General features: G+C 70.3%; 20 protein-coding genes. 8 read left to right on the forward strand and 12 right to left on the reverse strand.

What is annotated here, in order from left to right:
- Positions 1–31: 31 nt before the first annotated feature.
- Positions 32–1,102 carry a helix-turn-helix transcriptional regulator gene (locus tag BLU79_RS34080; protein WP_177001288.1) on the reverse strand — a complete coding sequence of 357 codons (1,071 nt, stop codon included), beginning with the start codon at positions 1,100–1,102 and terminating at the stop codon, positions 32–34.
- A 123-nt stretch (positions 1,103–1,225) separates the two neighbouring features.
- On the opposite strand from BLU79_RS34080, the gene BLU79_RS34085 reads away from it, so the two are divergent.
- The 3 genes from BLU79_RS34085 (at position 1,226) to BLU79_RS34095 (ending at position 2,669) form a co-directional block, all read left to right on the forward strand.
- Positions 1,226–1,759, forward strand: a complete 534-nt coding sequence (locus BLU79_RS34085; RefSeq protein WP_093909843.1) for a cupin domain-containing protein — start codon at positions 1,226–1,228, stop codon at positions 1,757–1,759.
- A gap of 9 nt (positions 1,760–1,768) precedes the next feature.
- Positions 1,769–2,137 (forward strand): nuclear transport factor 2 family protein, encoded by a 369-nt coding sequence (locus BLU79_RS34090; protein ID WP_093909844.1) that lies wholly within the window; start codon positions 1,769–1,771, stop codon positions 2,135–2,137.
- Positions 2,138–2,309: 172 nt separating this feature from the next.
- A complete protein-coding gene (locus BLU79_RS34095; RefSeq protein WP_093909845.1) occupies positions 2,310–2,669 on the forward strand; it encodes a cupin domain-containing protein in 360 nt (119 codons plus the stop codon).
- 24 nt (positions 2,670–2,693) lie between these two features.
- On the opposite strand, the gene BLU79_RS34100 is transcribed toward BLU79_RS34095, so the two are convergent.
- Positions 2,694–3,671 carry an NAD(P)-dependent alcohol dehydrogenase gene (locus BLU79_RS34100; RefSeq protein ID WP_093909846.1) on the reverse strand — a complete coding sequence of 326 codons (978 nt, stop codon included), beginning with the start codon at positions 3,669–3,671 and terminating at the stop codon, positions 2,694–2,696.
- Positions 3,672–3,849: 178 nt separating this feature from the next.
- Between BLU79_RS34100 and BLU79_RS34105 the strand changes: the two genes are divergently transcribed.
- On the forward strand, positions 3,850–4,554 hold the full coding sequence (locus BLU79_RS34105; protein ID WP_093909847.1) for an SDR family oxidoreductase: 705 nt from the start codon (positions 3,850–3,852) through the stop codon (positions 4,552–4,554).
- A gap of 32 nt (positions 4,555–4,586) precedes the next feature.
- Here BLU79_RS34105 and BLU79_RS34110 read toward each other — a convergent pair whose 3' ends face one another.
- Entirely contained in the window at positions 4,587–5,945 is a 1,359-nt protein-coding gene (locus BLU79_RS34110; RefSeq protein ID WP_093909848.1) for a vWA domain-containing protein, read from the reverse strand.
- On the reverse strand, positions 5,942–6,799 hold the full coding sequence (locus BLU79_RS34115) for an AAA family ATPase (protein ID WP_093909849.1): 858 nt from the start codon (positions 6,797–6,799) through the stop codon (positions 5,942–5,944). Before BLU79_RS34115 ends, BLU79_RS34110 begins: the two co-directional genes overlap by 4 nt.
- A 133-nt stretch (positions 6,800–6,932) precedes the next feature.
- On the opposite strand from BLU79_RS34115, the gene BLU79_RS34120 reads away from it, so the two are divergent.
- Positions 6,933–7,511, forward strand: coding sequence for a TetR/AcrR family transcriptional regulator (locus BLU79_RS34120; protein WP_093909850.1), 579 nt, complete (start codon positions 6,933–6,935; stop codon positions 7,509–7,511).
- Positions 7,512–7,582: 71 nt separating this feature from the next.
- Here BLU79_RS34120 and BLU79_RS34125 read toward each other — a convergent pair whose 3' ends face one another.
- Entirely contained in the window at positions 7,583–8,893 is a 1,311-nt protein-coding gene (locus BLU79_RS34125; protein WP_093909851.1) for an FtsX-like permease family protein, read from the reverse strand.
- Between the two features lie 3 nt (positions 8,894–8,896).
- Positions 8,897–9,688 carry an ABC transporter ATP-binding protein gene (locus BLU79_RS34130; protein ID WP_177001289.1) on the reverse strand — a complete coding sequence of 264 codons (792 nt, stop codon included), beginning with the start codon at positions 9,686–9,688 and terminating at the stop codon, positions 8,897–8,899.
- A 170-nt stretch (positions 9,689–9,858) separates the two neighbouring features.
- Between BLU79_RS34130 and BLU79_RS34135 the strand changes: the two genes are divergently transcribed.
- From BLU79_RS34135 to BLU79_RS34145, 3 genes are all read left to right on the forward strand, one after another.
- Complete coding sequence (locus BLU79_RS34135; protein ID WP_093909853.1) at positions 9,859–10,449, forward strand: hypothetical protein; 591 nt, start codon at positions 9,859–9,861, stop codon at positions 10,447–10,449.
- 95 nt (positions 10,450–10,544) lie between these two features.
- On the forward strand, positions 10,545–11,474 hold the full coding sequence (locus BLU79_RS34140) for a hypothetical protein (RefSeq protein ID WP_093909854.1): 930 nt from the start codon (positions 10,545–10,547) through the stop codon (positions 11,472–11,474).
- A 179-nt stretch (positions 11,475–11,653) separates the two neighbouring features.
- A complete protein-coding gene (locus BLU79_RS34145) occupies positions 11,654–14,779 on the forward strand; it encodes an alpha-L-rhamnosidase (RefSeq protein ID WP_093909855.1) in 3,126 nt (1,041 codons plus the stop codon).
- Here BLU79_RS34145 and BLU79_RS34150 read toward each other — a convergent pair.
- The 6 genes from BLU79_RS34150 to rhaI form a co-directional block, all read right to left on the reverse strand.
- Positions 14,752–15,420 carry a LutC/YkgG family protein gene (locus BLU79_RS34150; RefSeq protein ID WP_093909856.1) on the reverse strand — a complete coding sequence of 223 codons (669 nt, stop codon included), beginning with the start codon at positions 15,418–15,420 and terminating at the stop codon, positions 14,752–14,754. The two genes, BLU79_RS34145 and BLU79_RS34150, sit on opposite strands and share 28 nt — an antisense overlap.
- Positions 15,417–16,895: a LutB/LldF family L-lactate oxidation iron-sulfur protein gene (locus BLU79_RS34155; protein ID WP_093909857.1), complete on the reverse strand. Its 1,479-nt coding sequence runs from the start codon at positions 16,893–16,895 to the stop codon at positions 15,417–15,419. Before BLU79_RS34155 ends, BLU79_RS34150 begins: the two co-directional genes overlap by 4 nt.
- Entirely contained in the window at positions 16,892–17,647 is a 756-nt protein-coding gene (locus tag BLU79_RS34160) for a (Fe-S)-binding protein (RefSeq protein WP_093909858.1), read from the reverse strand. The genes BLU79_RS34155 and BLU79_RS34160 overlap by 4 nt, the downstream gene beginning before the upstream one ends.
- A 71-nt stretch (positions 17,648–17,718) precedes the next feature.
- Positions 17,719–19,155, reverse strand: coding sequence for a rhamnulokinase (locus BLU79_RS34165; RefSeq protein WP_093909998.1), 1,437 nt, complete (start codon positions 19,153–19,155; stop codon positions 17,719–17,721).
- Positions 19,156–19,163: 8 nt separating this feature from the next.
- Positions 19,164–21,203, reverse strand: coding sequence for a bifunctional aldolase/short-chain dehydrogenase (locus BLU79_RS34170; protein ID WP_093909859.1), 2,040 nt, complete (start codon positions 21,201–21,203; stop codon positions 19,164–19,166).
- 137 nt (positions 21,204–21,340) lie between these two features.
- Positions 21,341–22,501, reverse strand: a complete 1,161-nt coding sequence (rhaI, locus tag BLU79_RS34175) for an L-rhamnose isomerase (RefSeq protein ID WP_093909860.1) — start codon at positions 22,499–22,501, stop codon at positions 21,341–21,343.
- Between the last annotated feature and the right edge of the window lie 158 nt (positions 22,502–22,659).

The raw sequence follows: 22,659 nt of genomic DNA on the forward strand, positions 1-22,659 counted from the left end.
GCGATCCGTACGCCGATGAACCGGCCGGAGTTCATCCGCCGGACGCGCCGTCAGGAGTGCTGCGATCCGGCACGAACACTCGGGTGACCAGCTCCCGCCTGCTGCGTACACCGGTCTTGGCGAAGACTGATGTGAGGTGCCCCTGGACGGTGTGGGGCGAGATGAACAGGCGCGCGGCGATCTCGCCCGTCCCGCAGCCTTGCAGCACCAGTTCGACCAGCTCGCGCTCTCTGGCGGTGAGGCCGTAGGCGGCGGACAGCAGCGGTGCGACGGAGGGGGCGGTGGCCGACTGCAGGATGACGGCGACCCTTCCGGGCTCGCCCCCGGAGGCCGGTGAGGCGTGCAGCTCGACCCAGACACCGGACTCACCGCACACCCGCACGCTTGCGTCGGCTGCGGTTCCGCGGGCGCGCTCGGCGACCATGAGGAGTGCGTACGGAAGGAGGCCCTCGCCCATCGTGCCGTGAAACCCGAGTTCGCCGAGCCAGTGACGGGCCGGGCCGGTCGCCGACTCGACCTGCCGGTTCTCGTCGAACAGCAGCAGCCCGGGCCACCATCCCGCGGCTGTGCCGCCGCTCCTGGCCCGGACTACCGCGCCCCGGAATCCGTCGCCCAGCAAGGAGGCGAGATCGTCGGCGAAGTCCTGCTCGTCCTCGGTGAAATCGGCGGGAGCCTCGCGGAAGAACGCGAATTTGCCCCAGCAGGCGCCGTCCACGACGCAGGACGTACGCAGCTCGCCGGTGACGTTGTACGGGCGCAGCAGATGGCGGTAGCGCGGGCTCCGCTCCGGACGGCCGCCGGTGGCCGTACTCAGCACACCGCTGTGGCGACCGGCCCGCGCGAGCGTGACGAAGGAGTTGAAGTCGTCGGGCAGATAGACGAGTGCGGCAACCTCGGCGTCGGGAGCGCTGGGCATGTCCTCCAGGTGGAAGCCCGTCTCGATGAGTGTCGCGGGGTCCATGGTGTGCCAGCAGGCCGCGTCGTGCGGCAGCGCCCGCGCGAGCAGTGCGGACGCCTCGTCCAGGAACGTCGGCAGATCCAGTCGCGCGCCGGTGAGCCGTGCCACCCGCTCATGGGCGCGTGCCCGAGTGCTGTGGTTCACCTCGTCCATCGTTCCATGAACCGCCCTCGGGCAGAACACCAGAAAAGTGGTATGGGCAGCCGTTTCCCTCACCCCTAACGTCGTGAGCAGGCAGGTCAACGGGGAAGGCAAGAAGGAGACGTGATGACCGCGATCAACGAAGTGTCGGCGCCGGTCCGCCCTGTGCGGTCCGGAGAGGGGCGCTCCCTGTGGCTGGTGGGGGACACCTACACCATCAAGGCGAGCGGCGACTCGACGAACGGCGCGTTCGCGCTGCTCGAGGCGTCGGTCCCGCCCGGCGGCGGGCCGCCTCCGCACACGCACAGCCGCGAGGACGAGGTCTTCTACCTGCTCGACGGTGAGCTCGAGGTCCTGACCGGGCGGTCGACGGTCCTGGCCCGCGAGGGGGACTTCGTCTATCTGCCGCGGGGCATCGTGCACGGGTTCACCAACCCGGGAGGGACGGCCGCCCGCATGCTGATACTGACCGCACCCGCCGGCCTGGAGGGCTTCTTCGCCGAGGCGGGGGTGCCGGCCCGGCCCGGAGAGCGGGCACCCGCGCTCGACCCCGCAGACTTCGCCCGCATCGCCGAGCTCTCACGGGCCCACGGCGTGCACGTCGAGGGCCCTGCCGACGGCTCGGTCGACGGTCCTCCGTCCGGACAGGAGACGACATGACCACCACAGATGCCACGACCAGCATCACGCCCGACGTCCTCTTCGCCGAAGATCGACCGGCGGGAGCTGAGCGCGGTCGCCGATCTCTTCGCCGAGAACGCGACCATGGTGTTCGGCAACGGCGAGCCGCTCGCCGGTCGGGAGGCCATCCTGGCCGCGAACGCCGCGTTCATGGACACCATCGCCGGCCTGCGTCACCGCATCGTCGATGCCTGGACCGTCGACGCGACGACCATCGCCGTCACCGACGTGACCTATACCCGGCTCGACACCAGGGAAGTGACCCTGCCAGCGGTGTCCATCTGGAGGGTCGGCGACGACGGACTGATCGTGGACTTCCGGGTCGTGCTCGACCTGGCTCCGGTCCACGCGCCCTGAACGCGTTCGCCGCCCTGTGGGAACCGGGTCCGAGCGCGCGTCCCCCGGTTGGCGGCCCCGGATCGACGGGCGGACGATTGACTGGTAGGAGGCCGGCCGCCGACGGCGGTGCACAGGGCCGCCGGGGAGACCGGCCCGGCCGCGCTGAAACGCGGCCGGAAGGGAGCGCGCCATGTTGGAAGTGAAGCCCCTCGAAAAGCCGGACGAGCGACGTGATTTCCCCCGCGGCCACCTCGAAGCCGTGCATATGACCGACCTCGACTTCGCCGTGGCGACCTTCGAGCCCGGCTGGCGCTGGACCGAGTCCGTCGCGCCGATCGCGGGCACCGAGACCTGTCAGATGCACCACAACTGCTACATGGTCCAGGGCCGCATGCACATCCGCATGGACGACGGCGGCGAACAGGAAGTCGGACCCGGCGACGTCTTCGTGTGCTCGCCCGGACACGACGCCTGGGTCGTGGGCGACGAGCAGGTCGTGGTCTACGACTTCCAGGGGCAGACGGCGAGGGAGTACGCGAAGAAGAAGTAGCTCCGGCCGGCCCGCGCCGGCATGTCACACGGTGACGACGACCTTCGCGCGCGCGTGCTCCACCTCCAGGTACCGGATGGCCTCGGCCGCCTCGCTCAGCGGATACGTCCGCTCGACGACTGGGGCGATCTTCCCGGACTCGGCCAGCTCCCGCAGGGCCGCGAGGTTCGCCCTGCTCTGTATGGCCGAGATCTCGAGCAGCCGCTGGTGGCGGGCGAAGGGCGCCGCCAGCCGCCGCTTGAGGAACAGCCCCATCGGTCCGACGAAGCTGCCGCCCTCGTACACCCCACCGCCGGAGAGCACGAGCGCCCCGGTGGGCGTCAGCACGCGCCGGAACTCCCCGAGCGAGCGGTTGCCCACGAGGTCCAGCACCACGTCGTACCGTCGGTCGCCCTTGGTGAAGTCCTCCTGCGTGTAGTCGATCACCCGGTCCGCGCCGAGTGACCGGACCAGGTCCAGGTTGCGCGTGCTGCACACGGCCGTCACCTCGGCGCCGTACGCCTTGCCGAGCTGCACGGCGAACGTGCCGACGCCGCCCGACGCCCCGTTCACCAGGAGCGTCTGGCCTTTCCGCACCCGGGCGACGTCGCGCAGGCCGATCAGGGCGGTGTTCGCCGCCAGGGGTATCGCCGCCGCCTGCTCGAAGGTGAGGTTGGCCGGCTTCGGGCCCACATCGGTGTCCCGCGCGCACACGTACTCGGCGAACGCTCCGTCGGCCTCGCCGTACACCTCGTCGCCGGGCTTGAGCCCCGTGACCCCGGAGCCCACCGCTTCCACCCGGCCGGCGAAGTCCCGGCCCCGCACGCGCGTCCTGGGCCGGCGCAGGCCCATCATGCCGCGGCCGAGCAGCGGGTCGCCGCGCATGAAGTGCCAGTCGTACGCGTTGACCGAGGCCGCGTGCACCCGCACCAGCACCTCGTCCTCGGCCGGCACCGGCCTGTCGATGTCCATGAACTCCAGCGTGTCCGCCGAGCCGTACCGGTCCTGCACCACTGCCTTCATGAGACCCCCTCCACTCCCGACGAGCGTAGGGAATCCCCATCAGGCGAACCATCGGGGACGAACCCTGATTTTCTCCGGGGTCGCCCCCTCCCCCTACCCTGAGGAAACCGATCGGTTTACGCTTCTGGTCATGGGAAACCGATTGGTTTCCTATCTTGGAGATGTCGAGGAGAGTCCCATGACCGCCATCGAAGGTTCCGTAGCCCTGGTCACCGGCGGCAGCCGCGGTATCGGCCGTGCCCTGGTCGCCGCGCTCTACGAGCGGGGTGCGAAGAAGGTGTACGCCACCGCCCGCGACCCGCGCACCGTCACACACCCCGACGCGGTGCCGCTGGCCCTGGAGGTGACCGACCCCGCGTCCGTCGCGGCCGCCGCCGAGCAGGCGCAGGACGTCACCCTGCTGATCAACAACGCGGGAGCCTCGGTGAACGCGAACTTCCTGGACTCGCCCATCGAGGACGTGCGCCGCGAGTTCGAGACCAACTTCTACGGACCGCTCCTGGTCACCCGGGCCTTCGTCCCCGTCCTCGAACGCAACGGCGGCGGCCACATCCTCAATGTCCACTCCGTGCTGTCCTGGATCGGTCTCGCCGGCTCCTACAGCGCGTCCAAGGCCGCCTTCTGGTCGCAGACCAACTCGCTGCGCCTCGACCTGAAGCCGCGCGGCATCGACGTCACCGGCCTGCACGTCGGGTACGTCGACACCGATCTGACCGCCGGCATCGACGCGCCCAAGTCCACGGCCGAGGGCGTTGCGGCCCAGGCCCTCGACGGGATCGCCTCGGGCGCCTACGAGGTCCTGGCCGACGACCTGACCCGGCAGGTCAAGGCGGGGCTGGCGGCCGATCCGGCCACCCTCTACCCGCAGCTCACCGCCGCCTGATCACTCCCCGACCACTCCTGATCGAACCCTGATCACACCGGCAGCAGGCGTGCCACCAGCGCGCTGAGCTGCCGGGCGGTGCGGCACTCGTGCATCTCGACCAACTCGGCATAGGCGGGCGCGGCGGAGTCGCCCGTGCCCCAGCGGGAGCGCTGCTCGGGGTTCAACCAGTAGACGCGGCGCGCCCGTTCGGCGATCTGCCGTACGGCAGGCAGGTTCGGGTCGCTCATGTTCGTACGGGCGTCCCCGAGGACGAACACGGTCGTGCGCGGGCCGACCGCGTCGCCGTACCGCTCCGCGAACTCGCCCAGCGCCATGCCGTAGTCGCTGCTGCCGTGATAGCCGGTGAGCGTGGCCTCCGCATCGATACGAGCACTGAGCCCTTCCGGATCGGCGGTGCCGCGATCGAGCAGTCCGGTCACCTCGTCGATCCGGTTGACGAAGGCGAACACCCGCACCTTGCTGAACTGGTCGTGCAGCGCCTGCACCAGCAGCATCGTGAAGTCCGAGAAGCCGGACACCGACCCCGACACATCGCACAGCAGCACCAGTTCGGGGCGCACGGGGCGCCGTCTGCGCAGCACCGGCTTCATCGGCACGCCGCCCGTCGACAGCGACCCGCGCAGGGTCCGCCGTAGGTCGATCGCACCTCGGCAGGCGCGGCGGCGACGGGCCGCGAGCCGGGTCGCGAGCTTGCGCGCGAGCGGCTGGACAGCCCTGCGCAGCTCCGCCAGTTGGGCCTTCCCGGCGAACAGGAAGTCGACCCGGTCGGCGGTCGGTCGTACCGCCCGCCGGGCGATCTCGTCCCGGCCGCGCCGCTCGGCGACCCGGCGCCGTGCCTCCGCTGCCACCAGCGCGCGAAAGGTCTCGATACGCCGCCGGATCTCGTCCTCCAGCAGCCGGTCCCCGAACCCCGAACTCCCGCCTTGCCCACGGATGTCGTCCCGGACGCGGGCGAGCAGCGTCTGCGGGCGCAGCCGTTCCAGTGTCTGGTACGACGACCAGCCGTCCGACTCCGGCGAGGAGCCGTAGCCCCCGAACCCGTCGACGGCCTCGATCGCCAGTCGGCCCATGAGGGCCTGGTCGTTGGCGGCGAGTGCGGCCGCCAGCCGGTCGCGCAGGTCGTCCCGCCCCGCGGTCTTCTGCTCCGGGCCGCCCACACCGCGCGGGAAGTAGAGATCGAAGACCGGGTCGAACACCTGCCGTTGCCCGGTGCCGTGCAACAGCGTCGCCGCCAGCCCTTCCCGCAACAGCTCCCGCTCCGTGAGGCCGAGCGCCTCGACGGCCTGCGCCGCGTCCACCGTCTCGCCGGTGCCGATCCGGATGCCGTGCGCGCGCAGCGCCCCGACGAGGGAGGTCAGCCGCTCCGCCACGCCTGCGGGCGTGGTCACAGGGCGTCCAGATCGAGCTTGGCGGTGGCCTTGAGGACGTCGTCCTGGTGCTTGAGGAGTACGCCGAGCGTGTCCTGTACGACGGTCTCGTCCAGCGTGTCGGCGTCGAGCGCGAGCAGGGTGCGCGCCCAGTCGATGGTCTCGGCGACCGACGGCAGCTTGCGCAGATCCATCGCCCGCAGCGCGCCCACGACCCGTACGACCGAGCGGGCCAGAACCTCGTCGAGCCCCGGCACCTTCAGCCGTACGATACGGCGCTCCAACTCCTCGTCCGGGAAGCCGATGTGGAGGAACAGACAGCGGCGGCGCAGCGCCTCGGACAGTTCACGGCTCGCGTTGGAGGTGAGCACGACGAACGGGCGGCGCGTCGCGGTGATGGTGCCCAGTTCGGGGACCGTGACCTGGAAGTCGCTGAGCACCTCCAGCAGCAGGCCCTCCACCTCGACGTCCGCCTTGTCGGTCTCGTCGATCAGCAGCACCTTGGGGTCGTCGCCCCGGATGGCCGTCAGCAGCGGACGGGTGAGCAGGAACTCCTCGCTGAAGATGTCCGTGCGCGTCTCGTCCCAGGTCTCGTCGCGGCCCGCGCTGATGCGCAGGAGTTGCTTGGCGTGGTTCCACTCGTACAGCGCCCGGGACTCGTCGACCCCCTCGTAGCACTGCAGACGGACGAGCCGCGCCCCGCCGACCTCGGCGACGGCCTTGGCGAGCTCGGTCTTGCCGACCCCGGCCGGGCCCTCCACCAGGAGCGGTTTGCCGAGGCGGGCGGCGAGGAAGACGGTCGTGGCGACGGCGGGCGAGGCGAGATAGCCGGTCTCGGCCAGACGCGCGGAGACGTCGTCGACGGATGTGAACAACGGGGCCTCCAGGTCAATGTCCCAGCGCGGTATCTAAGCGCTTGTTCAGCGATGATGTCACGAGGGATCGGCTGACCGGAAGGCGATAGACCGATCGGTTTCCTCTCGCCCGCCGGCGAGTAACCTCGTCCTTATGGCCACAACAGACAAGGCGTCCACCAGTCCCACCAGGGACCGGCTCCTCGACGCGGCGGCCGAGCTCTTCTATAGCGAGGGCGTCTCCATCGGAGTCGAGGCGCTGTGCCGGACGGCCGGCGTGTCGAAACGGTCCATGTACCAGCTCTTCGCGAGCAAGGACGAGGTCCTCGCGGCGAGCCTGGAGCGACGGCTGCCGGTCTACGAGGCCCGGCTGGCGTCCGGAGCGCAGGACGCCGGCACGCCCCGCGAGCGGATCCTGCACGTCTTCGAACAGCTGGAGAAGGCGTCCACCGAGCCCGCCTACCAGGGCTGCCCGTATCTCGCCGCACTGGTCGAGCTGAAGGATCCGGGCCACCCGGCGAGCGTGGTCGCCCACGTCGCGAAGGAGCGACTGCAAGGCGTCTTCCGTACGCAGGCCGAGGAGGGCGGCGCGCGGGATCCGGAGCTGCTCGCCCGCCAGCTGATGCTGGTCTTCGACGGGGCCAGCGCGCGGGCGGGCGCCCGGATCGAGACGCTGGACGGGCTGGCGGTGCCGACGGTGACCACGCTGCTGGACGCCGCCGGAATGAGATGACGCGGGATCCGGAATAAGACGACACGGGAAGAGGCGGCCACCGTGGTGACCGCCCCTCGCCCCGTCTGTGCTCACGACGCCACCGCGACCGCCCCGACCGCCGGAGTGCGCAGCATCCGCCGGGCCGTGACCAGGCTCGTCCCCAGCGTCACCGCCGCCGCGATCGCGGCCACCGCGACCCCGATGCCGTAGACCTCGCCCGGCAGCACCCCGTCGGTGCGCACCACCGTGAACGGGACGATCCCGGCCAGCGCGGCCGCCATCCCGAACAGGACTCCGGTGACGGTCAGGATCACCGTCTCGACGCCGACCGTCCCGAGCACCTGCCCCGGGGTCGCCCCGGACAGACGCTGCTGCCCGAACTCCCGGCCTCGGTAACTCGTCGCCGCGTACAGCGAGTTGACCAGCATCACGCAGACGAAGACCACGATGATGCCGACGACCGTGAAGTTGAGCGTCTCCAGGTTCTTGGCGTCGATCGACTTCGTCAGGCCCGAGGCCTCGACCGCGTCGCTCTCCACCGCCTGCAGGGTGAGCGTGGCCGTGGCCACCGCGGTGAACAGGATCAGCGACATCAGGATCCCGGCCAGATGGCCGGCCCGCTCCCGCAGGTTGCGCACCGCCAGCCAGCCGCTCGCCCCGCTCAGCGGCAGCCGGTCCAGCACGCCCCCCAGCAGCCGGGGCGCCATCAGCGCGAATCCCACCGACAGCAGGATCGCCCCGTACGCGGGCGGCGCCATCAAGGCCGCGTCCGTCGCGGAGAACACGAAGGTGGAGCAGACCGCGACCGCCCCGGCGACCAGCGCGGCGTACGCGAGGAACTTCCGTGCCCCGCCCCGCTGTTCGTGCCCACGTGTCGCCCGCCGTACGGCGAGGAAGGCGGCGCCCGCCGACGCGAGCAGTGTGATGTCGATGCCCGTCAGGAGCGCGATCGGGCCGAAGGAGTGGTCGACGGACTCGGCGACCTGGCCGCTGTCCTGGAACACTTCCAGCAGCGCCCGACCGCCCAGCATCGCCGGGCCGATCGCGAGGACCGAGCCCACCAGGCCCACGACCACCGCCTCGCCCACGACCATCCGCTTGAGCTGTGCCGGAGTCGCCCCGGAGCAGCGCAGCAGCGCCAACTCGGCAGCGCGCTGACGGACGTTGACGGTCAAGGCCGAGGCGACGGCGAAGAAGACCAGCAGGGTGCCGTAGCCGCCGACGACACCCGCCGCCGTCGACAGCGTCTCCGCGCTGGTGGAGTCGACGCCGTCCTGCCCCGCCGTGTCGTGCATCGAGTTGAACGTCATGATGATCGCCGCACCCAGGAACGCGCACAGCAGGGTGGCGAGGAACCGTCCGGGGCGGTGCCGCATCGACCGCATGGCCAGCATGAACATGGCTCAGACCCCCATCGCCACGGTGTCGCCGAGGTGCGCGAGGCGTTCGGCCACCGCGTCCGGGGTCGGCGCCTGGAGGTGGCCCGCCAGCCGGCCGTCCGCCAGGAACAGCACCGAGTCGGCGTAGGAGGCGGCGACCGGGTCGTGGGTCACCATCACCACGGTCCGGCCGTGCACCCGCACCGCCTGCTGGAGCAGCCGCAGCACATCGCGTGCGCTGCGCGTGTCCAGGGCGCCCGTCGGTTCGTCCGCGAAGATCACCCGGGGCTCGGTCACCAGGGCACGGGCGATGGCCACGCGCTGCCGCTGACCACCGGACAGCTGGTCGGGGCGGTGCCCGAGTCGGTCGCCGAGGCCCACGGAGGTCAGGACCTCCTTCGCCCGCTGTCGGTCGACGCGCTGCCCGGCGAGCTTGAGCGGCAGCACGGTGTTCTGGGCGACGGTCAGCGTCTCCAGCAGGTTGTACTGCTGGAACACGAACCCGATCCGGCCGCGCCGGAACTTCGTCAGCTCCGCCTCGCCACCCCCGGTCAGTTCGGTGCCGTCCACCCGCACGATGCCGCTGTCGGGCCGGTCGAGACCGGCCGCGCAGTGCAGCAGCGTGGTCTTGCCGGACCCCGACGGCCCCATCACCGCGGTGAAGGTGCCGCGCCCCAGACCGAGGGTCACCCCGTCCAGAGCGGTCACCGCGCTGTCGTCCGAACCATAGGTCTTGCTGACCTTGACCAGCCGGAGCGCTTCGGCGGCGGGTCCCTGGTCGTGCGTACGTCGCGAGGTTGCGCGAAACATCGTCATCACTCTCCGTCCGGCACTCCCTGTGCCCTGTCGACGAAGCTACGGAGCAGGCGCCTTTGCCACATTGGGCGCAGAACCCGAATTGCCGGGTGTACTCAGCGACACCACCGACGGGGGGTCGGCAGCCGGTGACCGAAGGCGATGTCAGTGGTGGGCGGTACGTTGCGGGCATGGGGATCTATCTGGTGAGCGTCGGGGCGCAGGAGTGGTTCGGCGAGGAGGAGGACGGGCGGGGGGACGTCGCCGCCGGTCTGAACGAGGAGTTGAGGCGCCGCGGGCTTCCGCCGTACACGAGCGTCCCCGAAGAGGCGGGGTTCGCTCCTGGTTCCGGGACCGGCTTCGAGGAGAAGCTCGTCCCGCCCATGGACGGCTTCAGCGCGCTGTGCCGGGCACATCTGTCGCGGGCGGAGGAGGAGTTGCTCTGCGGCTGGACGGTGCTGGTGCCGGTGTCGCTCGACGAGGAGATCGAGTTGCCCGTCGAGTGCGCCTACGACCTGACGACGACCATCGCCGGCGCCCCGCAGATTCTCGCCCTCGCGCAGCGGCTCGCGGAGGCCGTCGAGCTGCCCACCGACCGGATACCGGCGGCATCGGACAACCTGGAGCTGACCAGCTGGTTCCTGGACGGCCAGGCCAAGGAGACCGCGGCGGCCCGGCCCGGACGGTGGTGCGACGACCTCGACGTGTCGTTCTACGTGGCGCTGTACCTACGCGCCGCCCAGCACTCGATACGGCGTGGCTGCCCGATCGTCTACTCCTGACCGCGGGCGGAGGATGCGGCTCCGTGACATCGGTGACCGGACTGGTGCCCGGGGAGACTTCCCCGCAGGGCTCCGATACCGGTACAGGTGTGCTCATGACGGATAACGGGGGGCGCCGCCAGGTGTGGTGGCGTGGCATGCGGGAGTCGGTCCAGGGGGCGGACACCGAGTTGTGGCCCGAGGGGCTGGCGGATGTCGTGCCGGGCGGCTTCGAGCCCGGCTATGTGCAGTTCGGTGATCTGTATCCCGAACAGCAACTGCAGTTACAGCTCCTCTACGGCGCCTCGCAGCGCGCTTTCGAGCGCAGGACGCGCGTGTCGGCACGGGTCACCGTGGTGCGGGTGCTCGGCAACGCGCTGAGCGACCCACGGCTCGGCGACGCCAAGCCGAACGAGCATCTCGCCGAGTATCTCGACCAGGAGATCGCCGACTTGAGAGGGCGGCTGGCGCAGGACAGTGCGACCGCCGTCAGCCGGGGCCTCAACATCGGTCTCGCGATGGGCTCGGCCGCCAGCCTGGCCCTGCTCGCCGTGCCGGTGCTCTGGGGCGTCGACCTGCTCGGCGCGCTGGGCGTGGCGCTGAACTGCACCAATCGCTGGAATCTGCTGGGCGCGTTCGTGTGCGGTGGCGTCGGCGCGTTCGGGGCCGTACTCAGCGTGCTGGTCCGGCTGCGGGGGAGCGCGGACCAGTTGGCGCGCCGGCAGTCCAACGGGCGGGAGGGCATCGTCGTCCCCGGGCAGATGGCCCGCAGCATGCGCCACGAGGGCGTCTACCGGGTCTTCGTCGGCTGGATCCTGGCCCTCGCGCTCTACTTCCTGCTCAGCGGCGGCATCGTGACCGTCTTCGAGCCGCCCGCCACCACCACCGAGATCTGCCCGGCGGCGGGGAGCCCGGGATCGGCCGCCGCGGGCACCGAGTTCTGGGGCTTCTGGTGCGCCATCGGCTTCGTGGCCGGCTTCAACGAGCGGTGGGCTTTCGGCATCCTGAGCCGCGACTCGACGCGGCGTCCGGGCAAGAATGCCTGATTCCGATTTTGAACTGTTTCAATTCACTCCAACTTCCCTTCTGTGACTGGGGAGTTCTGTTGGATTCTGCAAGGTATTTGTCCTGATCGAACCATGGACACCTTTCACTTCTGCCACTAGCTTCAACCGTCGTTCGAGCTGAATCGTTCCAACTCCGAACAGCCGAAAGGGACTACGGCATGAACGACGGAGTCGACAGCACGAAGGGTGACGGGGTGCGTCGCAGGACGGTGCTCACCACGGCACTCGGCGCCGCACCACTGGCCATGGCCGGCGGGATCATGGGAGGCGGACCCGCCTCGGCGGCACCGACCTCGCACCGCACCGCCGTCGAGGGCCTGACGGTCGAGCACAGAACGAACCCCCTCGGCGTGGACGCCCCCCACCCCAGGTTCGGCTGGCGCATGGCCTCCTCGGCGCGAGGCCGCCGCCAGTCGGCGTACCGGATCCTCGTCGCCACCGCACCCGACCGCCTGACCCCCGCCCGGGCGGACGTCTGGAACAGCGGCCGAGTCACGTCACCCGACTCGATCGCCGTGCGCTACGCGGGCCCCGCCCTCAACTCCTCCACCCGCTACCACTGGACGGTGACGGCCTGGGACGAGACCGGCCGCCCCGTCCCCACCGCCCCGACCGCCCACTTCGAGACCGGCCTCCTCGGCACCGACGGAGTCGCCGGCTGGGACGGCGCCCAGTGGATCGCCATGGCGGGCAAGCAGCCCAACACCCCCGGCGCCCCGCTGCTGCGCCGCCAGACCCGGCTGACGGGACGCCGAGTACGCGACGCACGCCTCTACATCTCCGCCCTCGGCGTGTACGAGGCCCACGTCAACGGCCACCGGGTCACGGTCCAGCAGGGCGACGAAACCACGCACGAACTGCTGACGCCGGGCTGGACCAACTACGACAGCACCGTCAACTACTTCACCTACGACGTCACGGACCTGGTCGCGAGGGAGCGGCACCAAGGGCAGGTCACCCTGGCGGCCGTACTCGGCAACGGCTGGTACAACGGCCGTGTCTCCGACAACAGCACCTACTACTCCGCCGACGGCAACCGCCTGGCCCTCAAGGCCAAGCTCCTCGTCCGGTACGCCGACGGATCCGAGCAGACGATCGTCACCGCACCAGGCGATGACTGGAAGGCCACCGACACCGGCCCCTACCGCGCCGACGACATCTACGACGGCCAGACCTACGACGCCCGCAAGGAACTCCCGGGCTGGACGGCGAACGACTTCGACGCCTCCGGCTGGGCGGGGGTGAGCGCACACGACTTCACCTCCCGATTCCCCGACGCGAAGCTGGTCGCCTACCCAGGCGAGAGCGCCCGCCTGGTGCCGGACTGGGACCGCAGGCCGCACTCCGTCACCGTCCACACCGGCGTCACCGGCCAGGACGGCAGCCCCAACGGCAAGGGCCGCATCGTCGTCGACGCCGCCCGCACGGTCACCGACCCGGCCGCCGCGGCCACCACCGCCGTGACCCTGCGCCCCGGCGACACCGCCGTCATCGACCTCGGCCAGAACATGGTCGGAGTGCCCCGCTACACGCTGCGCGGCCCGGCGGGTGCCCAAGTCGTCTTCAAACCCGGCGAGATGCTCAACGACGACAGCGCGGGTGCCGACGGCCCCGTCGGCTCGGTCTACCGCGCCAACCTCCGCGCCGCCAAGGCCACCAGCACCTACATCCTCAAGGGCGACCCCGAGGGCGAGACCCACGAGGACACCCTGACCTTCTACGGCTTCCGCTACGTCTCCGTCACCGCGACCGACACGGTCACCCTCACCGACTTCACCGGCAGGGTCGCCACCTCCGCCCTCCACGACATCGGCACGATCACCACCGACGACACCGACGTCAACCAGCTGATCAGCAACGTCCGTTGGGGCCAACGCGGCAACTACCTGTGGGTCCCCACCGACTGCCCCCAGCGCGACGAACGCCTCGGCTGGACCGGCGACACCCAGCTCTTCTGCAACACCGGCCTCTACAACGCCGACGCCGTCAGCTTCCTCAGCCACTTCGAGGACATCCTGATCGACTCACAGAAGACATACGGGCAGGACGGCGCCCAGTTCACCTGGGTCGCACCCGGCTCCCGCTACAACCAGCCGGTTCCCGCCAGCGGTTGGGCGGACTGCGGGGTCGTCGTGCCGTGGACGGTGTGGCAGATGTCCGGTGACACCACGGTCATCGACCGCAGTTGGGCCGCGATGAAGAAATACCTGGACTGGATACGGCAACGCACCGGCGACAGCTATGCCGGACAGGGCGCGATCTTCGGCGACTGGCTGGCCTTCCAAGTCACCAGCACCCAGCTCATCAGCGACGTCTACTACGGCTACAGCGCCCGCCTCATGGCCGACATGGCCCGCGCCACCGGCCGCGAAGACGAGTCCCGCGCCTACGACGAGCTCTTCTCCCGCATCAAGCGGGCCTTCGTCGCCAAGTACCTCGTCACCGACCCCACCACGGGCGAGGCCACGATCCGCTCCAGCCTGGGCGAGGCACCGCCGTGGACCGGCGGAAAGCCCGAGGACAACAGCCAGACCGCCCTGCTCTGGGTCCTCAAACTGGGCTTCTACGACACCGAGGCCCAGCGCCGCCACCTCGTGAGGTCACTCGCCGAGAACATCGGCAACGACGAGGCCTACAAGGAGGCCCACCCGGACAGCACGCGCGTGAAGTACGGGGAGAACACCCTCTCCGTCGGCTTCCTCGGTGTGAACGTCCTCGCCCCCGTGCTCACCGACGAGGGCCGCGTCGACCTCGCGTACAAGCTCCTCCACCAGGACGCCATGCCGTCCTGGCTGTTCTCGGTGCGCAACGGCGCCACCACCATCTGGGAGCGCTGGAACTCGTACTCGAAGGAGGACGGCTTCGGCCCGGTCGACATGAACTCGTTCAACCACTACTCCTACGGCGCGATCATGGAGTGGATGTACGAGAGCATGGCCGGCATCGCCAAGGACCCGGAACACCCCGGCTTCCGGCACTTCTTCCTCCGGCCCCACCTCGACCCCACCGGCAAGGTCACGCGAGTGACCGGCTCGCATCTCTCGCCGTACGGCGAGATCGTCAGCCAGTGGCGGGCGGACGACCGGAAGCTGACCTACCGGGCCACGGTGCCTCCCAACACGACCGCGACCCTCCACATCCCCACCGCCGACCCGTCGACGGTCCGCGAGGCCCGCACGCCCCTCTCCCGGGTCGAGGGCGTCGAGTACCTGGGCTTCGCGGACGGCACCGCCTCCTACCGCCTCCCGTCCGGCCGCTACGAGGTGACGTCCGCGCTCGCCTGACCGCCCACCAGCACCACCTCCAGGGTGCGCGGACCGTGCACCCCCTCGACCCGGTCCAGCTCGATGTCGCTGGTCGCCGACGGACCGGAGATCCATGTCAACGGGCGGGCCGGGTCGAGGCGTTCGAGGGCCTGCGGGACGGAGGAGACGACCTGCTCCGGGACCCGTACGACACAGATGTGGTGGTCGGGGACGAGGGTGATACGGCGGCGGCCCTGGTCGGGGCCACCGTCCAGCACGATGGTGCCGGTCTCGGCGACCGCCACCGCACACGCCGTGACCACGCTGTCGACCTGGTCCAGCTCGTGCGGGGTGTTCTCCGCCCGGTCCGGGATCCGCTCGGCGTCGGCCGCCGCGAGCCACCCGGGATCCAGCCCCGGCGGCACGGCCACACTCTTCGCCCCCCGGGCGGCGAGCATCCCCGCGATGGTCGCGGGCAGGTCCTCGGCCGTGCAGCGATGCACGATCGCCCGGTAGTCCGCCAGGTTCTCGGCCAGCAGATCCACCGTTTCCGCGACACTCCGCTCCCCGTGCTCGCGCAGATAGTCACGGGGCACCGCCTGGTCGTACGACGGCTCGTCCGGTCCTACGTCCACCAGCGCGCGCCGCACCCGGCCCAGGATCCGTTCCCTGCTGCTCACTTCGCGCCGTCCTTCCCACCGTTGGTCCGCTGCCACCAGTCCCGGAAGGGCTCCTTGGGCACCGCCGGCAGATCGCGGCTGCCGCTCCACGCCTTGCCGGGGCCGGGCAGCGACCGCGGATGCAGACGCCGGGTGCGCGACGCGAGCCGCTGCCCGGCCCGCAGGGCTCCCGGCCGGCCGAACGCCCAGCGCGCCGCCCGCATGGCGGCCCGCTCGGCGGCATGCCCCTTCGCGGGCTTGAGCACCACCTTGTTGCCCCGCGAGGTCACTTCGCCGCCCTCCACGACCCGCTCCCGCAGATGCACCAGCACCTCGGGGATGTCGATGGCCACCGGGCACACCTCGTAGCAGGCGCCGCACAGCGTCGACGCATACGGCAGCGAGGCGTCGATCTCGCTTGCCACGCCCCGGAGTTGAGGGCTGAGGATGGCGCCGATCGGGCCCGGGTAGACCGAGCCGTACGCGTGCCCGCCCGCCCGCTCGTACACCGGGCACACATTGAGACACGCCGAGCAGCGGATGCAGCGCAGGGCCTGGCGGCCGACCTCGTCAGCGAGCGTGTCGGTGCGGCCGTTGTCGAGCAGGACCAGATGGAAGGACTTCGGCCCGTCGCCGTCCGTCGTACCGGTCCACATGGTCGTGTACGGGTTCATGCGCTCGGCGGTCGAGGAGCGGGGGAGTGTCTGCAGGAACACCTCCAGGTCCCGCCAGGTCGGCAGGATCTTCTCGATGCCGACGACCGAGATCAGCGTCTCCGGCAGGGTCAGGCACATCCGCCCGTTGCCCTCGGACTCCACGACCACCAGCGTGCCGGTCTCGGCGATCATGAAGTTGGCGCCGGAGATCCCGACCTTGGCGCGCAGGAACTTCTCCCGCAGATGCAGGCGCGCCGCCTCGGCGAGTTCGGCGGGCGTGTCGGTGAGGCCGTCCGGGGCCGGGCGGCCCCACTCGCTCATCTCCTTGCGGAAGATGTCGCGGATCTCGCCCCGGTTGCGGTGGATCGCCGGAACGAGGATGTGCGAGGGGCGGTCCTTGCCCAACTGAACGATGAGCTCGGCGAGATCGGTCTCGTAGGCGCGGATGCCCTCCGCCTCCAGCGCCTCGTTCAGCCCGATCTCCTGCGTGGCCATCGACTTGACCTTGACGACCTCCGACTCGCCGGTCGCCTTGACGAGATCGGCCACGATCCGGTTGGCCTCGTCGGCGTCGGCGGCCCAGTGGACCGTACCGCCCGCCGCCGTGACCGACTCCTCCAACTGCGTGAGATACCGGTCGAGATGACGCAGCGTATGGTCCTTGATCCGCTTCCCGGCCTCCCGCAGTGCCGCCCAGTCGGACACCTCCGCGACGGCCTTGGCCCGCTTGGCGCGGATGGTGTGCGTGGCGTGCCGCAGATTGCCGCGCAGGGTCTGGTCGTGCACGGCCTCGTGTGCGGCCTTCGGAAACGCCGGCATCCCGACGAATGTCCCGCTCATACCGCCGGCTCCTCCTCCGTGCTCGCCAGGATCTCCGCGATGTGCACCGGCCGCATGCCCGTGCTCAGCCGTGCCATGGTGCCGCCGATGTGCATCAGACAGGAGTTGTCGGCCGCGCACAGCACCTCGGCGCCGGTCGACTCGGCGTTGCGCACCTTGTCCGCGCCCATGGCCGCCGAGACATCGGAATTCTTCAGCGCGAAGGTGCCGCCGAACCCGCAGCACTCGTCCGCACCGGGCAGCTCGACCAACTCCAGCCCCTTGACCGCCTGGAGCAGCCGCCGGGGCCGGTCGCCGAGCCCCAGCCCGCGCAGGCCGTGACAGGTCGGGTGATAGGTCACCTTGTGCGGGTAGTGGGCGCCCACGTCCGTCACCCCCAACACGTCCACCAGGAACTCCGTCAGCTCGTACGTCTTGGGCACCACGGGCGCCAGCGTCGCCGCGAGCGTGTCCCCGCGCCCCTCCGCCCGGGCCCGCTCACCCATCCGCGGATACAGCTCCCGCACCATCGCCCCGCACGACCCGGACGGGGTGACGATCGCCTCGTACTCCCCGAAGACATCGGAGAAATGCCGGGCCAGCGGCTCGGCCTCGTGTCGATAGCCGGTGTTGTAGTGCGCCTGCCCGCAGCAGGTCTGGGCCATCGGGAAGTCGACCTCGACGCCCAGCCTGGTCAGCAGTTTCACCACGGCGCGCCCGGTGTCCGGATAGAGCGTGTCGTTGACACAGGTCAGGAACAGGGCGACACGCATCGCGGCTCCTTGTGATCGATCATCGGATGAGTGAAGGGTAGTCCGGGTATGCGGCCCGGGGGAGACCCCGCTCACCCTCGGGTGAGCCGAGCCTCCGCCTCGCGCCAGCGCGCCGCGTCCCCGCGCGGCTCGTATCGGGTCAACGGCTGCGTACGGGTGAGCAGTCGCCGCCCGTCCGCGAGGTCGCCGACCAGCCCGTGGGCCCGCGCCTGGACGAGGACGTTCCCGAGGGCTGCGGCCTCGGTCGGACCGGCCACCACCGGCAGCCCGCAGGCGTCGGCGGTCAACTGGCACAGCAGGGCGTTGCGCGTGCCGCCCCCCACGACATGCACGACGTCGACCGGACGGTCGGCCAGCCGCTGCGCCTCCGTGATCGCCCGGCGATGGGCGAGGGCGAGCGAGTCGAGGATGCAGCGTGTGATCGCGGAGGGCGACTCGGGCACCGGCTGCCCGGTCGCCCGGCACGCCTCGGCGATCCGCTCCGGCATACGCCCCGGCGCCAGGAACGCGGCGTCCCCCGCGTCCACCACCGACCGCAGCGCCGGCACCTTGGCGGCATCCAGCAACAACGCACCCAGCTCCGGGTCGCCCCAGGCACGCAGGCACTCCTGGAGCAGCCACAGCCCCATGATGTTCCGCAGATACCGGACCGTGCCGTCCAGCCCCAGCTCATTGGTGAAGTTGGCGGCCCGGCTCTCCTCGGTCAGCACGGGCGCGTCCAGCTCCAGCCCCGCCAGCGACCAGGTGCCGGTGCAGATGTACGCGAAGCGCTCGCCCCCGGCCGGGACGGCGGCCACGGCGGACGCCGTGTCGTGCGACCCGACCGCCGTCACCGGCACCGGACCCGTGAGTCCGGTCTCCTCCAGCACCTCCGGTCGCAGGACGCCCGCCGGATCACCGGGCTGCCGCAGCCGCGCGAACAACGACAGATCGATGCCAAGCCGGGAGGCGATGCCGTACGCCCAGTCGCGCGTGCGGGGATCGACGAGCTGGGTGGTGGAGGCGTTGGTGAGCTCGGTGCCCTGCTCGCCCGTGAGCCAGTAGGTCAGGAGGTCGGGGATGAGCAACAGCCGCTCGGCGTACGAGAGTTGGGCAGAGGCTCGCGCGGCCGTGAGCTGGTAGAGCGTGTTGAAGGGGGCGTACTGCAACCCGGTGGCGGCATACAGCTCCGACGCCGGGACGGTCGCCCACACCTTCTCCGCGACGCCCTCCGTCCGGGAGTCCCGGTAGTGCACCGGATTACCGAGCAGGGCCCCGTCGGCGTCCAGGAGCCCGTAGTCCACGGCCCAGCTGTCGATCCCGACGGAGTCGACCTGCCCGGCCGCCCGCAGCCCCTCCAGCACCCCCGCATACAGAGCGAGAACATCCCAGCGCAGCCCCTCCGGGACCCGCACGGTCCGGTTCGGGAACCGGTGCGCCTCGGCCAGCTCCAGGCTGTCGGGCCCGACGCGGCCGACCATGACGCGCCCGCTGGACGCGCCGAGGTCGACCGCGGCGTACGACTTCACGTCCACGCTCACCGCAGGAAGGCGGCCGCGACGCCGGCGTCGACCGGGATGTGCAGCCCGGTTGTGTGGGTCAGGTCCCCGCCGGTGAGGGCGAAGACGGCGTTCGCGACATGCTCGGGCAGCACCTCGCGCTTGAGGATGGTCCGCTGGGCGTAGAACTCACCCAGCTTCTCCTCCTCGACCCCGTACACGGCGGCACGCTTGGCCCCCCACCCACCGGCGAAGATCCCCGACCCGCGCACGACACCGTCCGGGTTGATCCCGTTGACGCGGATGCCGTGCTCACCCAGCTCGGCGGCCAGCAGCCGCACCTGGTGGGCCTGGTCGGCCTTGGTGGCGGAGTAGGCGATGTTGTTGGGCCCGGCGAAGACGGCGTTCTTGGAGGCGATGTAGACGATGTCGCCGCCCAGCTCCTGCGCGATCATCACCCGCGCCGCCTCCCTCGACACGAGGAAGGAACCGCGCGCCATGATGTCGTGTTGCAGGTCCCAGTCCTTGGCCGAGGTCTCCAGCAGCGGCTTGGAGATGGAGATACCGGCGTTGTTCACGACCAGATCCACACCACCGAAGGCGAGCACGGCCGCCTTGAAGGCGCCGGTGATCTGCTCCTCCGAGGTGACGTCCACCGTCACCGCGACGGCCTTGTCCGGCCCTCCGAGCTCGTCGGCGACGGCCTGGGCGTTGTCGCCATTGAGGTCCGCGACGACCACACACGCCCCCTCGCCGACGAGCCGATGCGCGATGGCCTTCCCGATCCCGCTCCCGGCACCCGTCACCAGCGCGACCCGCGTCGCGAGCGGCTTGGGCTTCGGCATCCGTTGGAGCTTGGCCTCCTCAAGGGCCCAGTACTCGATACGGAACTTCTCGGACTCCTCGATGGGCGCGTACGTGGAAACAGCCTCGGCGCCCCGCATCACATTGATGGCGTTGACATAGAACTCACCCGCGACCCGGGCGGTCTGCTTGTCCTTGCCGAAGCTGAACATGCCGACGCCCGGCACGAGCACGATCGCCGGGTCGGCGCCGCGCATCGCGGGGGAGTCGGGCAGCGCGTGCCGCCGGTAGTAGGCGGCGTACTCCTCGCGGTACTCGGCGTGCAGTTCCTTGAACCGGCCGATGACCTCGTCCAGCGGGGCGGTCGGCGGCAGATCCAGGACCAGGGGCCGCACCTTGGTGCGCAGGAAGTGATCGGGGCACGAGGTACCGAGGGCGGCAAGCCGCGGGTGCTCGGCGCCGGCGAGGAAGTCGAGGACCACCTCGGAGTCGTTGAAGTGACCGACCTGCGGCCGGTCCTGCGAGGCCAACGACCGGATCACGGGGGCGAGGGCGGCGGCCCGCTCCCGCCGCTCGACGGCGCCGAGAGCCGCGTAGTCCTCGATCACGGGCCCGAAGGGCTCCGCCTTCCCCTTCTCCTCCAAGAACTTCTCGGCGGTCCGGATGATGTGCAGCGAGTTCCGCTCGCACTCCTCCGCGGTGTCACCCCACGCGGTGATCCCGTGCCCGCCGAGGACGACGCCGATCGCCTGCGGGTTGGCGGCCTTGATCGCGGCGATGTCCAGCCCCAGCTGGAACCCGGGCCGCCGCCAGGGCACCCACGCGACCGTGTCACCGAAACACTCGGCGGTGAGCTTCTCCCCATCGGCGGCACAGGCGAGCGCGATACCGGAGTCCGGGTGCAGATGATCGACATGCGCGGCCTCGACAAGCCCGTGCATCGCGGTGTCGATGGAGGGAGCCGCCCCGCCCTTGCCGTGCAGGCAGTAGTCGAAGGCGGCGACCATCTCGTCCTCGCGCTCGACACCGGGATAGACATCGACGAGCGCCCGCATCCGATCCACCCGCAACACGGCCAGCCCGGCCTCGGTGAGTGTGCCCAGGTCGCCTCCGGACCCCTTGACCCACATCAGCTCGACATCACCGCCGGTGACGGGGTCGATGTCGGTGCCCTTGGCGGAGGCGTTGCCGCCGGCGTAGTTGGTGTTGCGGGCATCGGAGCCGAGTCGACGGGACCGGGCGAGGAGGGCGGCGGCTTCAGGATGGGTTGCCATGAACTTCAGTCCTTATGAGAGAGGGGGAGTGCACTTACCTAGGGGCGCGGGGCTGTATCAATTTGCGGCTCCGCCGCGTGGGCGCGACCAGCCACAACGGCCCCGCAGTCCGCACCGGGCCAGATCCCGGCAGACGCTTACGCCCCCCACCCGGCCTGCTGCCCCCCAACCCGCTCGGCCACGATCTTCTCGGCCCACCCGGACCGGCGGTACGCGGCAATGGGGTCGGCATCCAGCCCCATCTCCTCCCGCACCTCGGCCAGCAACGGCCGCACATCCGTGTTGTACGCATCCATCAGCACGGCATTCGCCCCGAGCACATCCCCGGAAGCCTGCGCCACAGCCAACGCCTCCCGGTCGACCAGCAGCGCTTTCCCCGTGGCTTCCTGCACGTTCATCACCGACCGGATGATCGCCGGAATCTTCGCCTCGATGTTGTGGCACTGATCGAGCATGAACGCCACGTCAGGCGTGAACCCACCCCCACGCACGACCTCGTACATGATCCGGAACAGCTGGAACGGATCGGCGGCCCCCACCATCAGGTCGTCATCGGCATAGAACCGAGAGTTGAAGTCGAACCCGCCGAGCTTCCCCTCCCTGAGCAGCGTCGCGACGATGAACTCGATGTTGGTCCCGGGCGCGTGATGCCCGGTGTCGACAACGACCTGCGCCTTGGTCCCGAGCTTCAGGCAGTGCGCATACGCCGTCCCCCAGTCCGGCACATCGGTCGTGTAGAACGCCGGCTCGAAGAACTTGTACTCCAGCAGCATTCGCTGCCCGTCGCCGAGCCGCGCGTACACCTCGGCCAGCCCCTCCGCCAGGCGGTCCTGCCGAGCGCGGATGTCGTCCTGACCCGGATAGTTCGTACCGTCCGCGAACCACAGCTTGAGATCGGCGGAGCCGGTCGCATCCATGATGTCGACGCACTCCAGCAGATGGTCCACGGCCTTGCGCCGCACCACCGCATCGGGATGACAGATGCTGCCCAGCATGTAGTCGTCGTCCTGAAAAGTGTTGGAGTTGATGGCGCCCAGCTTCACGCCACGCTCTTCGGCGTACTTGGCCAGCGCCGAGTAGTCGTCGACCTTGTCCCAAGGGATGTGCAGGGCGACGGTGGGCGCGACGCCGGTGAACTCATGCACCTTCGCGGCGTCGTCCAACTTCTCCCGCGGCGTCCGCGGAACTCCGGACTGCGCGAACACCTTGAACCGCGTCCCCGAGTTCCCGTACGCCCACGACGGCGTTTCGACTGCCTGCGTCTTGAGTGCGGCCTTCACCGCGGCGAGCTCGGTCACTTGAGGGCTCCTGTGACGTCGGGACGGAAAGTCGGTTGAACGGCTTCACTGTGAAACGATTCAAGACGGGAACGTATGAGTCCCCCGAAGGGGTGTCAACCCCCACGACTGAGGCTGTTTCTCGTAGCCCGACCGCGACCTTCGTTCATCGAAATCTT

The sequence above is a fragment of the Streptomyces sp. cf386 genome (assembly GCF_900103585.1).
Taxonomy (GTDB): Bacteria; Actinomycetota; Actinomycetes; order Streptomycetales; family Streptomycetaceae; genus Streptomyces.

Coding starts and splice junctions, on each gene's coding strand:
- BLU79_RS34085 (WP_093909843.1), top strand. CDS start 1,226: ATGACCGCGATCAACGAAGTGTCGGCGCCGGTCCGCCCTGTGCGGTCC.
- BLU79_RS34090 (WP_093909844.1), top strand. CDS start 1,769: ATGCCACGACCAGCATCACGCCCGACGTCCTCTTCGCCGAAGATCGAC.
- BLU79_RS34095 (WP_093909845.1), top strand. CDS start 2,310: ATGTTGGAAGTGAAGCCCCTCGAAAAGCCGGACGAGCGACGTGATTTC.
- BLU79_RS34100 (WP_093909846.1), bottom strand. CDS start 3,671: ATGAAGGCAGTGGTGCAGGACCGGTACGGCTCGGCGGACACGCTGGAG.
- BLU79_RS34105 (WP_093909847.1), top strand. CDS start 3,850: ATGACCGCCATCGAAGGTTCCGTAGCCCTGGTCACCGGCGGCAGCCGC.
- BLU79_RS34120 (WP_093909850.1), top strand. CDS start 6,933: ATGGCCACAACAGACAAGGCGTCCACCAGTCCCACCAGGGACCGGCTC.
- BLU79_RS34125 (WP_093909851.1), bottom strand. CDS start 8,893: ATGTTCATGCTGGCCATGCGGTCGATGCGGCACCGCCCCGGACGGTTC.
- BLU79_RS34130 (WP_177001289.1), bottom strand. CDS start 9,688: ATGACGATGTTTCGCGCAACCTCGCGACGTACGCACGACCAGGGACCC.
- BLU79_RS34135 (WP_093909853.1), top strand. CDS start 9,859: ATGGGGATCTATCTGGTGAGCGTCGGGGCGCAGGAGTGGTTCGGCGAG.
- BLU79_RS34140 (WP_093909854.1), top strand. CDS start 10,545: ATGACGGATAACGGGGGGCGCCGCCAGGTGTGGTGGCGTGGCATGCGG.
- BLU79_RS34145 (WP_093909855.1), top strand. CDS start 11,654: ATGAACGACGGAGTCGACAGCACGAAGGGTGACGGGGTGCGTCGCAGG.
- BLU79_RS34155 (WP_093909857.1), bottom strand. CDS start 16,895: ATGAGCGGGACATTCGTCGGGATGCCGGCGTTTCCGAAGGCCGCACAC.
- BLU79_RS34160 (WP_093909858.1), bottom strand. CDS start 17,647: ATGCGTGTCGCCCTGTTCCTGACCTGTGTCAACGACACGCTCTATCCG.
- BLU79_RS34170 (WP_093909859.1), bottom strand. CDS start 21,203: ATGGCAACCCATCCTGAAGCCGCCGCCCTCCTCGCCCGGTCCCGTCGA.